This window comes from Streptomyces sp. NPDC006923 (genome assembly GCF_040635655.1).
Classification (GTDB): domain Bacteria; phylum Actinomycetota; class Actinomycetes; order Streptomycetales; family Streptomycetaceae; genus Streptomyces.
In genome coordinates this window covers 224,228-239,372 of the sequence record NZ_JBEYIF010000006.1, presented here as the reverse complement: position 1 = coordinate 239,372, position 15,145 = coordinate 224,228, and the positions used below count along the sequence as shown (strand labels likewise).

Below are 15,145 nucleotides of genomic sequence, written 5' to 3'. Positions count from 1 at the left end.
TCGAGTGGACGAGATGTCGCTCCGGTCGGCCTCGCACTCAGGTGAGGCCGACCGGCGAACAACGCTTCACGAGCAGTTCCACTCCTCGCTGGGCAGTGCGTGCCACAGGTCGAGCCAGTCGTGGAGCAGGAAGAGGGGGCGGGTCAGGACGATGTCGCCGGCCCGCTGGGAGCGGATCGCCAGGCCGAGGTCGGCGAAGACCGGATCGCCAGCGACGCTGTACGCCAGGCTGCCAGGCCGTGTTGTGCGGTGGACGAGCCAGTCCTCCACGTGGGAAGGCGCGCAGCCGGTCAGCGGGGCTGCGTTCAGTCTCACCTGGGGGCCGGTGAGGGCGTCTGCGGCGACGCACCCCAGGCGGCTGTCGTGAAAGAGGGCCCTGATCCCGCTCTCAGTGAAGTCGGCGTAGTTGAGCTGCTGGTCTTCGCCGTGGTGGGAGTAGGACGAGACGGCCGGTCCTTCGCCGAGGACGCGGGTGATCTCCTCCAAGGTCATCCCGAAGTGCAGGGGGCCGACTCCTACGTACGGCGTGAACGTCCACTCGGCGCGCTCCTCCTCCCGGGCGATCCGCCACGGGCCGCGGTACCCCGCTTCGCTTCCAGGGGCGGCCACGGACGGCTCGGGTGCTGGCTCGTGCAGGGCAGCCGGCATGGGAGCGGTCCGGTCCTCACGCTGGCGGCCGAGTCGTTCCGGAGCAGCGGTGTCCTCGGGTTGATCTTCCAGCCAGCGGATCGCCTGCTCCTGCTCCTGGCCGCCGAACGGGTCCTCCGCCAACTCGCCTGCCCGGTCCAGGGCCGCACGGCGCTCCTTCTCCGCAGTGACAAGACCAGTGACATCCTCCTCCCAGGCAGCCAGCCGTTCTCGGGCGATCCACCGGTAGTACGAGTCCGCGCTCACGGCAAGGACCTCGCGAACGGCGGGCGCGTACCGGGGTACGGACGAGGCGAGGGCGGGGTCGGCCAGGAGCAGGGCGGTGGCAGCGAGCGCGGCCTCCTTCACCAGTGGATCGTCGGCGTCGCAGAAGTCCGCGATGCGGTCGTGGAGTGTTGGCCTTGCCGTTCGGGCGGCGGCCAGATTCTGCGCCGTGCCGACGCCGCCCTCGACGTCCAGGCGGGCGATGTCGGCGAACGAAGCCAGCCAGTTCAGCAGTTCGGCGCGAAGCGACCGCCGACCGGCCCTGCGCTCCCACCGGTCTTCGGCGAGGGTGCGCGGATCGTCGAGAAGACCGGCCAGGACCAAGGCTGCCGGAGCGGTCGCTGGAAACACCTGCTCCTGATTCAGGAGCAGCCGATACAGATCGCCTACCGCCCGTACCCGGCGGGCCGGGTCGGCAGCGAGCACAGCGCCGAGGATGTCCGGTGTGTCAGGCACACCGTGCTGGCCCGTACAGACGTGCGGCAGCTCTTCCCAGACGGTGCCGGCGAGCTCTGCCTGTGCTCTGGGTGGCAGGGAGCTGGCGGGAGCACCAGAAAGGTCTGGGGTCATCTCGTTGATCACGACCGCAGTGTTCCAGCCGACTCCGACATCAGCGCCGCCGATACGTGCCACAGACCGCAGGCGGCTCACGCTTGAGTAACACTCTGATGCCCTCTCTGCTCGTGGCAGCGAGGGCATCAGGGCGTCAGGCGGCGCGGGCTGTGGGTAACTGCGAGACCCACGTCGCGAGCCCGGTCAGGTGCTCGGGCTGCAGCCCGTGGCCTTGGCCAGGGCGGGTGGTCCACTCCATCCGGGCGGGTACGGCCAGAGGCTCGGCGAGTCCGGCGGCGGTGCGCTGGAGCGCGTGGATTCGGGTCGTCCCCGTGGCGGACACTCCAGACGGTACCGAGCGTGCAGGGCCGGTGGGGTCATGTTGCACGTGAATTATTCATCTTTGACGAACTCCACGAGCAAGGCGCATCTGGATACACCATCCAACGCAAGATCGTCGAAGAGCTTTGCCATATGCGGAAGCCGCACGCGGAAGCCCCTGACCAGAAAGCTGGCGCCGAAGCTCTCGCCGAGTTGAAGCAAGTAGCACAGGAGCAAAAGGTCCTTATCGACCCGAAGCGAGCAGCAGCTACTGCCCGCCGGGTCGCCGAAAAGAGGCGCCTCCAACTGCTCCAAGAACGCCAGGCCACGATCGGAGAACTGCGTCTCGACTTCTTGAAGCTCGTCCAGCAAGGTGCAAGCGAGTCTACACAACGGCGTGGTTACGACTTGGAGAAGCTATTCGCACGGCTTTTTCGGACCTACGACCTGGACTACCGCCTGTCCTACCGCATAGCCCATGAGCAAATCGACGGCTCGTTCCACTTCCGAGGGTTTACATATATCGTCGAAGCTCGATGGCGAACCGCACAGCCAGACCTTGGGGACCTGCTCGACTTCAAGGGAAAGGTCGACGGCAAACTCGACAGCACGCGAGGCACTTTCGTATCCATGGCTGGCTACGACCCCGGCGTGCTAGACCACTTCGTGCGCAACTCCCGAGGCAGTCGCAACAACGTCATCATGTTTACCGGGCAGGACGTATCCCAACTGTTCGAGGGCCGCATAGGCCTCGTTGATGCACTGACCAAGAAAGTCGACGCAGCCGAGCAAGAAGGTCGAGCGCTGTGTGAACTCTGATCAGTGCCAGCGGCACCCTCAAGCCCAACGAGCGACACCAGACCGACGGCCACGAGGACAACGTGAAGTCCACGTAGGCAAGATAGATCGCACAAACCCGGCACCGGAAGAGGTAGGCGCTCGGCTGTCCGGCCTTGTCTAGGGAGTCGAGGAAATGGTCGATCTGATCTGGAGGCCAACCCCAGTAACTGATCTCCCGCCGAAAAGTCTCCAGCGCATCCGGGTGGGCCGCGAGCTCCGTAGCCCCTGCGCGCCCCAAAAAGGAAGCGCCGTCAGGCCCGTTGCAGGACGAAGTCGTACTCGGCGTGCAGGTAGGGCACTTCGAGGGTGGTTCCGTCGGGCGCGACCCCGGCCGGCCGTTCGGTGAAGCTGACGATCAGCGCGTCCTTCGTACCGAAGACCACATCGCTGTCGAGATACTCACTGTCCTCCTGGAACAGGTGGGTGATCAGCCTCTGGTAACCGGGCTCGTCGATCAGGAAGTGCACATGCGCGGGACGGAAGTAGCTGATGTCCGTCTTGCGGATGAGATCGCCGACCGGGCCGTCCATGGGGATGGCGTACCCGCGCGGTGCGATCGTGCGGATGCAGTACGTGCCGTCCTCCCGCGTCCGGTACTTCGCCCGCAGACGGGCCTCGTCGATGGCGGGAAGCTGCGATTCGTAGGTGCCGTCGGCGTCGGCCTGCCACGCGTCAAGGACGGCGTGAGGCAGTGGCGTGCCGTCGAGGTCGGTGACCCTGCCGGTGATGAACAGCGGTGTTCCCGGGATACCGTCCGACATGTCGAAGCCGTACGGCGCGGCGGGCGAGCCGTCGATATGGAACGGCCCGAGCACGGTGGCGGGTGTCGCCTCCGGCGAGGACTGGTTGTTGAGCTGCACCACGAGCATGCTCAGCCCGAGCACGTCGGAGGTCAGGATGAGTTCCTGGCGCTTGTCGCCGCTGATCCGGCCGGCCGCGGTCAGCCATTCGATCGCGGCCATCCACTCGTCCTCGGTCAGCCGCACGTCCCGGGCGAACTCGTGCAGGTGGCGGACGAGCCCCGTCATCAGCTCCGCCAGACGCGGCGAGTGGGCGGTGGCCCAGCGCTGGACGGCAAGGTCGGTGATGTTGTCGTCGTCGACAAACATGGTTGCTCCCTGGTGTGCCTGGCAGGTGTGGTGACGGCCGTTGGGCGGCTGGTTCCTGTCGAGCGCGGTCGGCCCGTTGACGGCGGAGCGTGACGCCGTCGGCGCCACGCTCGTCGGCGAGCGCGGCACACGGGTGCGGCGGTTCTCGGTCTGCTGCCTGCCGCTGGACGGCGGCGGCGTCAGTCGGTGCGGCCTTCTTCGCGGCCTTCCTCCGTGAACGGCGCGGGGACAAAGGGATCCGGCGGCACCGAGGTGTTGTTGAGGTCGACGGAGAGGAAGACATCACGCGCGACCGGGTGCCGGATCTCCTCGGCGAGCTGCCCGATGAGTCCGGCGGTGCGGGCCAGCAGCGCGAAGCCGCGCAGCAGGGGCAGCGGCAGGCCCAGGTCGGCGAGCGCGGCGCCGCACACGCCCGCTCCGTTGAGCGGCAGCGTCTTGCCCAGCACGGTCGGATGCACCCGGCCGATGGCGGCGAACAGCGACAGGTGCGGACCGAACAGGCCCTCCTCCGCCGCGATCCGCATCAGCCTCGGCGTGCGCGGATCGCCCGTCTTGTGGACGTGATGCCCCAGCCCCGGCACGAATTCCCGGGCCTCGCGCCGCTCCCGCACGGTACGCAGAGCCACCGCGTCCCAGCCCGCCTCGTCGCGTGGCAGGGTGCCGCCCAGCGACTCCAGCACGTCGTGCAGGAACATGCCGGTGTCCTCGGTGACGCCGAGGAATCGCGAACCGCCGCCGAGCAGGCCGGCGGCGAGCGCGCCCTGGACGGAGTCCGGCGCGGACAGGTACGTCAGCCGGGTGACGATGGCGGTGGGCGTGAAACCGTGGTCGGCCAGCGCGGCGAGAACCGCCTCGAAGACCCGTGTCTCGCCGGGGCTGGGCCGCCGCTGGGTGGCCAGCCAGAACGCCAGCTCGCCGAAGCCCACCGAGCCCATGATGTCCTCGGCCAGGTCATGACCGAGCAGAGTGATGGTCTTCAGATCGGACGCGCCCAGCGCGGTGGGATAGACGGCTCCGCTCTCCGGCTCAGTCACGGCCTTCCTCCTCGGGTCCGGACAGCCACGCGCGGAGCTGGTCGCCGTGTTCGTCGAGCTCCGGCGGCGGCAGCCGATAGGCGGCCGGGGTGGCGGAGAAGCGGATCGGGTGGCGTGTGGTGGGTACGGCGCGCTCGCCCTCGCCCACCGTGACGACCGGTTCCAGCCCGAACCTCTCTGCCATGGCGAATCCGCCGTCGATGGTGTTGATCGGCCCGCTCGGCACACCGGCCTCGACCAGCGCCTCGAACCATTCGTCGGCGCCGCGTTTGACGAGCTGCTCGACCAGCAGGGGCCGGAGCCGGTCGCGGTTGACCGTGCGGTCTGCGTTACGGGCGAAGAGCGGGTCGTCGGCGACCTCCGCGATCCCCAGCACCTCGCACAGCTTGCGGAACTGCGCGTCGTTGGCCGCGGTCACGATGAGGTCGTTGTCCGCGGTGGGCAGCGGCTCGTACGGGAACACGCTCGGATGGGCGTTGCCCATCCGGTACGGCACGGTGTCCCCCGCGACAAAGGCCGAGCTGTGGTTGACCAGTCCGGTGAGCGCCGATGACAGCAGGTTCACCTCGACGAGCTGGCCCTCGCCCGTCGCGTCCCGGTGGCGCAGCGCCGCCAGGACACCGATCGTGGCGTGGTTGCCGGCCATCACGTCGAAGACGGAGATCCCGGCCCGGTAGGACGGCCCGTCCGGGTCGCCCGTCAGACTCATCAGTCCCGAGACGGCCTGCACCATGAGGTCATAACCGGGCACATGGCGTCCCGCGCCGGAACCGAACCCCGTGATGGACGTGTAGATGACGCCGGGGTTGTCACGGCGGACCGCCTCGAAGTCCAGCCCGTACTTCGCGAGTCCGCCGGGCTTGAAGTTCTCGATCAGGACGTCCGCGCGCCTGGCCAGTTCGCGCGCGACCCCGGCGTCGGCCTCGTCACGGAGATCCAGCGCGATCGAGCGCTTCCCGCGGTTGATCCCCAGGTAGTAGGTCGAGACACCGTCACGCACCGGAGGCGTCCAGGTCCGGGTGTCGTCACCGTGCGGTCCCTCGACCTTGACGACATCGGCCCCGAGGTCCGCCAGCAGCATCGTGGCGTACGGCCCGGCGAGTATCCGCGAGAAGTCCGCCACCAGCACCCCGGAGAGCGGCCCCTCGACACCCGGCCGAGCGCCTGCGTCGCTCTCTGACATCGAGCCCCCTTGTCCGATCAGCGGACGACTGTCCGTTGCAGGGATTCTGAGTCTCGGGCGGTGGAAACGTCAAGGCGTCGTGGCCACGCTCGACGGCCGGGTCCTGTCCGGCGCGGACTCAAGCCGCGCGAAGTCCACACTGATCTCGCCCGCGGCTTGCAGGAGGAGGGGCAGATACTCGTTGAGCAGCACCTCCACCGAGGTCTCGGCCGCGTGCGCGTTGACATTGACGCTCGCGACGACGCGCCCTGAGCCGTCGCGCAGCGGGGCGGCCACCGACCTGATGCCCCGCGCCAGTTGCTCGTCCGTCACCGCCCAGCCGCGCGCGCGGACCTCCCGCAGTTCCGCCTCCCACTCCGTGCGACCGGGCCGCCATACGGGAACGAGACCCGACCGGCTCGGCTCGGCGAGGGTCAGGGCCGCCTCCTCCGGCGTCAGCGCGGCCAGCAGCACCTTGCCCAGGGACGTCTGCAACGCGGGAAACCTGGTGCCGATCTGCACGGCGAGCGTGACGATCTTGGGCACGGAGACGCGGGAGACATAGACGATGTCCGAGCCGTCGAGCTGCGCGATCGAGCAGGACTCATTCGTCCGCTCGACCAGCCACTCCAGATGCGGTCGCGCCACGTCCCAGAGTCCCGTCGAGCGGACGTACGCGACGCCGAGTTCGAGCACCCGGGGCGTGAGCGCGAACCCGCCGGCCCGCTGCCGTACATATCCCAGCTCGGCCAGGGTGAGCAGGATCCGGCGCGCGGTCGGCCTGGCCAGTCCCGTCGCGCTCGCCACCTCGGTCAGCGACATCACCGGGCGCCGGGGCTGGAACGCGGTGATCACCTCCAGCCCTCGGGCCAGCGCCTCGATGAAATCGGGGCCGGTTCCTTCGCGCGGCATGGTTTCTCCTTTTGAGCTGCTGTGACTGCGACTTGAGCTGCTGTGACTGCGACGGCCAGGCCCGGCCGTCGTCCGGTGTACGGACACCACGGGCGCCGCCCTATGGGCAGCATAGAGCCCTTTGACGCGTGCCCATCTCGGTGAAGAGATGGCCCCTGACCGCGATGCGGACAGTGGGACCAGGATGGCCCACCTATGGATCACGAGTTTCGTATTGACTTCGTGTTTCAGCGTGCTGACTATCGTCGGCAGCCGCAGTGACCGCTGTGCGGATGATCGTCCAGAAGGAGATCAGTGATGAGTCGGCCCATCGAATTCCTGCCAGGACGGCCCGTCGTCTTCCGCGGCGGCACCGTGCTGCCCATGGACCGTGCGCGTCAGGTGCTCACCGGCACCGACGTACTCGTGGCCGGCGACAGGGTCGCCGCGGTCGGCCCGCGGCTCGCCGTCCCGGACGGCACCGCGGAGATCGATGCCACCGACGGCATCGTGATGCCGGGCATGATCGACACACATCGGCACATGTGGCAGACGGCGATGCGCGGCTACGGCGCCGACTGGACGATCAGCCAGTACTTCGTCTGGTTCTATCTGGAACACGGCAAGCACTTCCGGCCCGAGGACGTGCACGCGGGCAACCGCCTGGCCGCGGTCGAGGCTCTCGACGCCGGTGTGACCACGGTGGTCGACTGGTCGCACGGGCTCCGGACGGTGGGCCACGCGGAGGCGGCGGTCGACGCGCTGCGGTCCGTGCCGGGCCGGTTCGTCCTCGCCTACGGCAATATCCACCAGGCACCGGCGGAATGGACCGCCGGGACCGATTTCCGGGACTTCGCGCGCCGCCACATCGACGGCGACGACCTGCTCGGCTTCCAGCTCGCCTTCGACGTCACGGGCGATCCCGCGTTCCCCGAGAGGCCCGCCTTCGAGGTGGCGCGGGAACTCGGCGTCGCCGTCACCACCCATGCCGGGGTCTGGGGAGCCACCAACGACGACGGCGTCCGGCTGATGTACGAGAACGGCTTCATGACGCCGGAGACGGTGTATGTGCACGCGTCGACACTGTCCGCCGACTCGTACCACCGCATAGCGGCGACCGGCGGCTCGATCTCGGTGTCCACGGAGAGCGAGCAGAGCGCCGGTCAGGGCTACCCGACCACCTGGGCGGTCCGCTCGCACGACATTCCCGTGTCCCTGTCGATGGACACCAGCGTGTGGTGGAGCGGCGACCTGTTCTCCGCCATGCGCACCACCCTCGGCGCTGACCGGGCCCGCGAGCACCTGGAGGCCCACGCCCGGGGCGAGACCGTCACCCACAGCGCCCTGCGCGCGGACCAGGTCGTGGCATGGGCAACGCGCGGCGGTGCCCGCGCGCTCGGCCGCGAGCACGACCTGGGCAGCCTCGAAGTCGGCAAGAAGGCCGACCTGGTACTGCTGAAGAACGACCACTCACCGGTGTCCTTCCCGCTCCTCAACCCGTACGGCCACGTAGCTTTCCAGGCCCAGCGCGGCGACGTGCACACCGTGCTCGTCAACGGCCGGGTGGTGAAGCACGAACATCGCCTGCTCGGCATCGACCTGGCCGCCGTGCGCCGTGAGGTCCAGCACACGGTCGGCCATCTGCGGTCGGCCCTGGGCGAGGAGGAATGGCGGAAGGGGATGAATCCCGACATCCCCGAATCGAAGGTCCTCGACAACCCCTACACCTACACCGACTACCGCAGCGCGTCGACGCACGGTCAGTAGAACGCCCATTGGTGTAACCCAAGAGCCCTTCCCCCTGTCCGCACCCGGACCGCGGGCCGCCGGGAACGGCGGCCCGCGGTCCGGGTGCGGTCGTTCTCCGGGAGGCCGTCGCCCTGGCTCGCGCGATGAGACCGCCTCCCGTACGCCCTGCCCGCCCGGGAGCCCGGGCCGTGCCGGGGGCAAGCGCACACGGGCCTCAAGTCCCTTGGGAAAGGCGGCTATGCTGCCGCTCAGCCGAGCCCCTACAGCACCACAGACCAGGGACGACTCCGCTCCGAAGCGATAGAGGATCTTGCGGTGAGACCGGTCTCCCGGCGCCCGGCCAGCAGGCGGCCTCCTCGGCGACCGACGATCGGATCGATCTCATCAGCTCTATGACTCTTGGAAAGGAGCGACCTGTGCCACCCGAGATTGTTGGGCGTAAAGGTCCTCTCACTGGACAGCGATTTCCCGTCGGAGAAGCACCGATCACCTTCGGCCGCAAGAGCGACAACAGTGTGGTGATCGCCAGCGGAAGCGCCTCACGCTTTCACGCGGAGATCCTTCCGGAGGACGACGGATACGTCCTGTACGACCGGGGAAGCAGCAACGGCACGCTGGTCAACGGGGTGCGGGTGACCGCGCATGTGCTCCGGCCCGGCGATCTGATCACGGTCGGCGACGAAACATTCTGTTTCGAGGCGGCCGACGCGATGGAGACGATCATGGACCTCGCCATGATCCAGTCCCTGATGGCATCCGCCGCGGCCGATGAACCGGGCCCCGTCCTCCAGGTCACGGTCGCCGGCGGCGGTCCCGTCGGACTGAGTTTCGCCCTGCTGCTCGAACACCTCATGGGCCGGCGTGTGGCCATCACGGTGTACGACGGTCGCTGGACTCAGGACGGTGCACAGATCGTCTGGAAGAACCAGGGCCAGGGAAATGTCAGGCGGCAGCAGGTCGTCACCGTCCAGAGCCGCCAGTATCTGAATCTCCCGGAGGAGGTGCAGGCGCGGTTGTTCAGCGCCGGTTCCTACTCGGAGATGTGGCCGGCCGGCCCCGATTCGATTCGCGGCTACAGCCCGCGCAACATCCGAATCGCCTATATCGAGGACAAGCTCCTTGAAATAGCGAACGAGAAATCCGACCGTATCCGGCTCGTGCCCGCCAAGTTCGACCCCACCGAGCACCATGACACCGTGGTCAAGGACCATGTGCTCGCCATCTGCGAGGGAGGGCGCTCCCGCACGCGCGAGCATTTCACCAGCAAGTTCGGCGTCGCCGACACGTCAAGCTATTCCCTCGACGGCCATCACATACAGGATGTCGTGCTGGGCCTGCGAGTGAAGTCCGGCCTCTCGGACCCCATGACCGTCCTGCTGACCGTCGCCCAGAACCGTTTCCTTCTCAACGCCCTGCGCGGTGAGGGCTTCCTCAATATGCGCCTCACCGACGACGAGGCCAAGGAAGTCGTCGGGATCGATCCCGTACGGCAGGTGTTCGAAGACTGCATTGCTTCGCGGCCCTGCGTGATGGGACGCGACGACCATGGCGACTTCCACTGCTCGACGCACAGCACGCTGTTCCTGCCCGCCCTGATCAAGGGCTCGGCGCTGTGGAAGCGCGTACGGGAGGGGCTGGCCTTCTTCGGTGTCGCCGAGGAGGACCTGAGCGCCGTGACCGCGTTCCGGCTGGACATGGTGCAGCGCTCGCGCTTCACCGCCCATCTGTATTCCGCGACCTCGACCACCCCGGGCACCTACGGATTTCTGCTCGGGGACGCGGCCAACGCCATCCACTTCTGGCCGGGACGCGGACTCAACAGCGGACTGGCGTCGGCCATCTCGCTGGCACGGTCCCTCAGCACCACCTGGAGCGGGAAGCCCTTCCGCGACGCCGACTTCGTCCGCCACGAGGCGGCGATGTCGATGCTCCAGTACCGGCACAAGAGCCGGGCCTGGAAAGCCATGGTCACCACCGATGAGCACGGAATCACCTCCGCGATCAAGGACAAGATCGCGCTGAGCATCGAGGAGGCGGTCCCGGACGCGCTGGACAGGGAAACCGAGATCGACGCGCTCATGGAGCAGTTGCGAGAGATCCGGGACCGCCTGTCGTCACGTATCGCGGGCATGCCCGACGACACCACCCTCAGGGACCATCTGCGGACGCTGAACAGCGAGACCCTGCGCACCCTGCGCATGAGCGGAGCGTGGGACACCCTGGTCGTCGGGGGTGAAGAGGTCGACATCGACATCTTCTACCGCCAGGATTCGCCGGTCCCCGCCTCCTCGGAAAAGGCCCTGAGCCTCGACGGATAGACGGATCAAGGACCGCCCGGCGGGCCGGGGAATGGCCGGACGAACCGCCGGATCCGTCAGTCCCCGTAAGGGTCCGGACCCGGCCGTTTCGGCAATGCCTTGTCAGGCCGCGTCCCATTCGTGGGCGCGGCCGCCCCGCCACTCCACCCATGTGGGGTCGTCGATCAGATCCCAGGCGTCGGGCAGCCCCGCGCGGCGCAGAAACTCCACCAGATCGCGGTCGTCATGGGCCAGGCCGACGATCTGCCCGCGTACGGTCACCCGCCGGCCACCGCTGGGAGACGGCCTGTGTACGACTATCGGCACAGCGTCCATCTCTCCAGGGTGCGACGTCCCGGTCACTCCAGCACGCCGGGAGTCGGGTCCGGCCGGCCTGTCGAGCCCGGCCGGAGGGCCCGCCGCCGGAGTCCCGTCCGGTCCCCGGTGCCCGGGAGGCGCGCTCGCCGCGTGGCCGGTGCCGCCCGGAAGGACAGGGATTCGTTCATACGTTCGAGTATAGGCCCGGTGCCGTGGCCGTCGTCGCGAGCCCGCCGGGGACTACGGAACAGCCCTCAGGTGAACCTCGGCAGCCAGCTCGCCCGGTAGTCCGGATGGTCCGCGTACTCCGCCGCCATGTTCCGGACGGCGAATCCGAGACCCACCGCGCGGCCGGACGGATAGTCGTGCGCGGGCGTATCGGTGTCCAGCTCGGCCACCGCGGCGTACTCGTCCAGGACGACCCGGCTCGCCTCGATACGGCGCAGCGTGGACGCCGGGTTCTGCCGGGCGATGTGGGTGTCGTAGCCGCGCGTCTTCACCGCGAAGGCGATGCCGCCGAGTTCGTCGTGCACTTCTCCCGGCAGATCGGGCGGACTCCACCAGGTGTCTCCGCCCGCCGCCTTCGCGATCTGCTCTTCCTCGTACAGCCGGGCACGGACGAAGGCCACCATCGTCGCCTGGTCATTGCTCATCGGTCCCAGCCCGCTGTCGCCGGTACGGCGGCCCCGCGCGCCGCCGGAGCGGCTCCGGCACCGGCCTGACGCGGTCCCGCGCCCGGCGGCGGCCCGCCATCCGCCGCCATGCCGTCGAGGCGGCCTCGCGCCCGCGCCACACCGGGCCACCTCCGGTGGCCGACCCCCCACAACGCCCGCCGCGCCATATCCCGCCTCCAACTGCCCATGTCCTGATCGCGAGTTCCCTACGAGTGAGCACGGTACGCGGGCAGAACGCCTCTGCCGCGACGACTCCGCCCAGTCCCGCGAAGACCGATGATCGGACGAGTCCTCCACCGCCCGCCGCCCGGGACCGGCGCGCGGACAGTCCGGGCACGGGCGGGGCGGCGGAGGGGCCGGCGCACCGCCCCGGCCCCTCCTCAGGCCGCCGGCGCGTGCAGCAGCGGGCTCTTGTGGCGGGTCAGCCACTGGCGGTAGTCCACCGCGCGCAGGGCCGCCTCCCGGTACGCGGCCTCCAGGTCCGCGAAGACCTCCGCGCCCGCGGACCCCTCCGGGGGACCGGCGCCGTCCTCCCGGGCGCCCGGCCGCGAGAACAGCAGCAGCCGTACCGCCAGCGGATCGTCGCGCAGCGGCCTGATCACCGTGTCGTCGCGCGGATCCGCGGTGGGCTGACAGGGCGCGACAGCTTCTCCGACGGCTATCAGTGAGGCCGCCGTGAGGTAGTCCCCCTGCAACACCGGGGGGTCGATACCGGCCTCGCCCAGGACACGGCGCAGCCCGTCCCATTCGCCGTCCACCGTCGGGTCGACCATCCAGCGGTCACCGGCGAGATCGGCGAGCTCCACGACCTCGCAGGCGGCGGCCGGATGGTCGCTGGCCATGGAGATGAACTGCGGCTCGCGTTCCACCAGTACGCGTCTCTCCAGCCCGTCGGGGACGATCAGCGGACATCCCTCCACCTCGTGTACGAAGGCCACGTCGAGGCGGCCCGCGGCGGTGGCCCGCAGCAGCGCGTTGGCGGAGGCATCGACATGGAGCGTGATGTCGGTGCCGGGCAGCCGGCGTCTGAGCCGGCGCAGCCAGCCGGCGAGCGCGCGGCTCGCCGTGGAGCCGATCCGCAGCCGGGGGCCGTCGGCCCGGTCCGCGGCGGCCCGGGCCTCGGCGACGAGCGCGGCCATGCCGGAGAGGAGGGGACGGGCCCGGCTCAGTACGGAGCGGCCAAGCGGGGTGGGCCTGCAACCGGTGCGTTCGCGGATGAAAAGCTCCGCACCCAGGGAGTTCTCAATTCGCCGTAGCTGAGTCGTCAGAGACGGCTGGCTCATTCCCAGCTTTCGGGCCGCTTTGTGCAGACTGCCCGATTCCGCAATGGCGCACAGGACACGCAGATGCCTCACCTCCAGCTCCATGACCCGAGGGTAGAGCGGCCTCCTGAAGCGCACCAGGTCCCCAAATCGCAGTAATTGGCTTGCATTTGAAGAAAGCAGACCAGGGGGATGCGCTGGTGTTATCGGTGATTGACATCATCCGCTCGGGGGCGAACTCGCCGAGACTCTCCGGGACCGAACCGGTTCACCGGACGAGTAGGAGCCCCCCACATGAGACACCCCAAGACGGTGATTTCCGCAATCTGCGGAATTGGCCTGGCATTTGCGACCGCGTTCAGCGTCGCGCCCGTCACCACCGCCGCGGCGGCTGCCCCCACCAGCCCCGCCGCCACCTCTTCGTACGCCGCCTTCACCGGCTCGAAGGCGGAGGCCGCCGGGAACAAGGCCTTCTTCGAGGCCGTGCTGAAGTCCGTCGCCGAGAAGCGCGCCGCGAACCCCGGCGCCCAGGCCGTCACCGTCGTCTACGACGCCTCCAACGCCCCGAGCTTCGCCGGCCAGATAGCCAGCAGCGCCTCGATCTGGAACAGCGCCGTCTCCAATGTGAAGCTCCAGGCGGGCGGCAACGCCGACTTCGCGTACTACGAGGGCAACGACCCGATCGGCTCGTACGCGAGCACCGACGGGCACGGCCGGGGCTATGTCTTCCTGGACTACGCCCAGAACCAGCAGTACAACTCGACCCGGGTCACCGCGCACGAGACCGGACACGTCCTGGGTCTCCCGGACCACTACTCGGGGCCGTGCAGCGAGCTGATGTCCGGTGGCGGTCCCGGCACGTCCTGCCAGAACACCCGGCCCAACGCGCAGGAGATCGCCCGGGTCAACACGCTGTGGGCGAACGGCCTCGCCGCCGCCCTCGCCAAGGTGTCCTGACCTCACGCCGACAGGACAACCGCAGGGCGCCGGGCGGCGCGTGGACGGACCGCCCGGAAGGCACCCGCGAGCGGCTCGACAGGGGCGCCCCGAAGCAGCACCACGGGGCGCCCCTCCCCGTGTCCCCCTTGGTAACGTCTCTCGGTGGACTTCAGTACGGAGCTGGGCGCATCGGCCCGGCGACCCGATCCCGGCCGGACCGTCGAGGGTGATTTCACGACGCGTTTCGCGGTGCGGGCCGACCGGGCCGACACCGTCGCCTCACTGGGCGACTGGGCCGCCGCCCATGGGCTCCGGCTCACTCGTACCGTCCTGGACCGCGGCCGGACACCCTGCCGGCCGGTACTCACCCGGTACGGCAGGGGCACCCTCGGCCGGCAGCGGAGCGACGCCGGGCAGTGCGCCGAGCGCCTGGCGCGGGCCGGGTTCACGGTCGTCAGGACGAAGATCGGGGCGGCGCCCTGGAACGACGGCGTGCCGGCCACCGACGCCGAGGCCGCGGCGTTTCCCGCGCACTGCCACTTCGAGCACCGCGTCACGCTGCGGCTGCGCATCCCGTACGACACGCAGCGGCTCGCCGCCATCGCCGAACGGCACCTCGCGCATGTCTCGCGCAACGCCCGTCGGGCGCTGCCGGGCGGGGTCCAGGAGCGCTCGGTGACCCAGCGGGCCCGCCGGGTCGGCAGACCGGCCGCGCGGGCCCGGCTGGTGGCCCTGCTCGACGCGCTCGTCCCGGCCGGTTTCCAACCGGTGGACGTGGACGAGGAGTTCGTCCTCCACGACGACAATCCCGCGCTGGACAGCGGCTGGGCGGAGGAGTCGGTGGAGCGGCCGGACGGCTGAACGGAGCCGCGCCCGGGGCCGGGCGCGGCCGACAGCCCCTGCCCGAGGGATCCAGCCCGAGGGATCCGGCCCGAGGGATCCGGCCCGAGGGATCCGGCCCGCGCCCGGCCGATGGATCCCGCCCGGTACGCCGGCGCGCCGTGACACCGGCAGCCGCGACGGGCCGCGGCTCCCGTCCGGACCGGACACGGCCTACGGCACGCTCCGGCGCCCCGGTGCGCGCG

14 protein-coding genes are annotated in these 15,145 nt (G+C 69.4%); 5 read left to right on the top strand and 9 right to left on the bottom strand.

Annotation, left to right across the window (positions count from 1 at the left end):
* Positions 1-66: 66 nt before the first annotated feature.
* Positions 67-1,494, bottom strand: a complete 1,428-nt coding sequence (locus ABZ707_RS14465; protein ID WP_360173188.1) for a hypothetical protein — start codon at positions 1,492-1,494, stop codon at positions 67-69.
* Positions 1,495-1,824: 330 nt separating this feature from the next.
* Between ABZ707_RS14465 and ABZ707_RS14460 the strand changes: the two genes are divergently transcribed.
* On the top strand, positions 1,825-2,604 hold the full coding sequence (locus ABZ707_RS14460; RefSeq protein ID WP_360173917.1) for a hypothetical protein: 780 nt from the start codon (positions 1,825-1,827) through the stop codon (positions 2,602-2,604).
* Here the strand turns inward: ABZ707_RS14460 and ABZ707_RS14455 are convergent.
* From ABZ707_RS14455 to ABZ707_RS14435, 5 genes are all read right to left on the bottom strand, one after another.
* Positions 2,492-2,863: a CbrC family protein gene (locus tag ABZ707_RS14455; protein ID WP_360173185.1), complete on the bottom strand. Its 372-nt coding sequence runs from the start codon at positions 2,861-2,863 to the stop codon at positions 2,492-2,494. The genes ABZ707_RS14460 and ABZ707_RS14455 overlap by 113 nt on opposite strands.
* A gap of 13 nt (positions 2,864-2,876) precedes the next feature.
* Entirely contained in the window at positions 2,877-3,734 is an 858-nt protein-coding gene (locus ABZ707_RS14450) for a dioxygenase (RefSeq protein ID WP_360173182.1), read from the bottom strand.
* Between the two features lie 179 nt (positions 3,735-3,913).
* Complete coding sequence (locus ABZ707_RS14445; RefSeq protein WP_360173179.1) at positions 3,914-4,768, bottom strand: citryl-CoA lyase; 855 nt, start codon at positions 4,766-4,768, stop codon at positions 3,914-3,916.
* Positions 4,761-5,951: a CoA transferase gene (locus ABZ707_RS14440; RefSeq protein ID WP_360173176.1), complete on the bottom strand. Its 1,191-nt coding sequence runs from the start codon at positions 5,949-5,951 to the stop codon at positions 4,761-4,763. The genes ABZ707_RS14445 and ABZ707_RS14440 overlap by 8 nt, the downstream gene beginning before the upstream one ends.
* A 69-nt stretch (positions 5,952-6,020) precedes the next feature.
* Positions 6,021-6,842, bottom strand: coding sequence for an IclR family transcriptional regulator C-terminal domain-containing protein (locus tag ABZ707_RS14435; RefSeq protein WP_360173174.1), 822 nt, complete (start codon positions 6,840-6,842; stop codon positions 6,021-6,023).
* Between the two features lie 297 nt (positions 6,843-7,139).
* Between ABZ707_RS14435 and ABZ707_RS14430 the strand changes: the two genes are divergently transcribed.
* On the top strand, positions 7,140-8,588 hold the full coding sequence (locus ABZ707_RS14430) for an amidohydrolase family protein (protein WP_360173171.1): 1,449 nt from the start codon (positions 7,140-7,142) through the stop codon (positions 8,586-8,588).
* 374 nt (positions 8,589-8,962) lie between these two features.
* Positions 8,963-10,888 (top strand): FHA domain-containing protein, encoded by a 1,926-nt coding sequence (locus tag ABZ707_RS14425; protein WP_360173168.1) that lies wholly within the window; start codon positions 8,963-8,965, stop codon positions 10,886-10,888.
* A gap of 102 nt (positions 10,889-10,990) precedes the next feature.
* Here ABZ707_RS14425 and ABZ707_RS14420 read toward each other — a convergent pair whose 3' ends face one another.
* The 3 genes from ABZ707_RS14420 to ABZ707_RS14410 all read right to left on the bottom strand — a co-directional run bounded on the left by ABZ707_RS14420 (position 10,991) and on the right by ABZ707_RS14410 (position 13,226).
* A complete protein-coding gene (locus tag ABZ707_RS14420) occupies positions 10,991-11,203 on the bottom strand; it encodes a hypothetical protein (protein ID WP_360173165.1) in 213 nt (70 codons plus the stop codon).
* Positions 11,204-11,439: 236 nt separating this feature from the next.
* Positions 11,440-11,838 carry a DUF6221 family protein gene (locus ABZ707_RS14415; RefSeq protein WP_360173162.1) on the bottom strand — a complete coding sequence of 133 codons (399 nt, stop codon included), beginning with the start codon at positions 11,836-11,838 and terminating at the stop codon, positions 11,440-11,442.
* Positions 11,839-12,239: 401 nt separating this feature from the next.
* Positions 12,240-13,226 carry a LysR family transcriptional regulator gene (locus ABZ707_RS14410; protein WP_360173159.1) on the bottom strand — a complete coding sequence of 329 codons (987 nt, stop codon included), beginning with the start codon at positions 13,224-13,226 and terminating at the stop codon, positions 12,240-12,242.
* 189 nt (positions 13,227-13,415) lie between these two features.
* Between ABZ707_RS14410 and snpA the strand changes: the two genes are divergently transcribed.
* Complete coding sequence (snpA, locus tag ABZ707_RS14405) at positions 13,416-14,078, top strand: snapalysin (RefSeq protein WP_360173156.1); 663 nt, start codon at positions 13,416-13,418, stop codon at positions 14,076-14,078.
* Between the two features lie 144 nt (positions 14,079-14,222).
* On the top strand, positions 14,223-14,921 hold the full coding sequence (locus tag ABZ707_RS14400) for a hypothetical protein (RefSeq protein ID WP_360173153.1): 699 nt from the start codon (positions 14,223-14,225) through the stop codon (positions 14,919-14,921).
* Positions 14,922-15,145 lie beyond the last annotated feature (224 nt).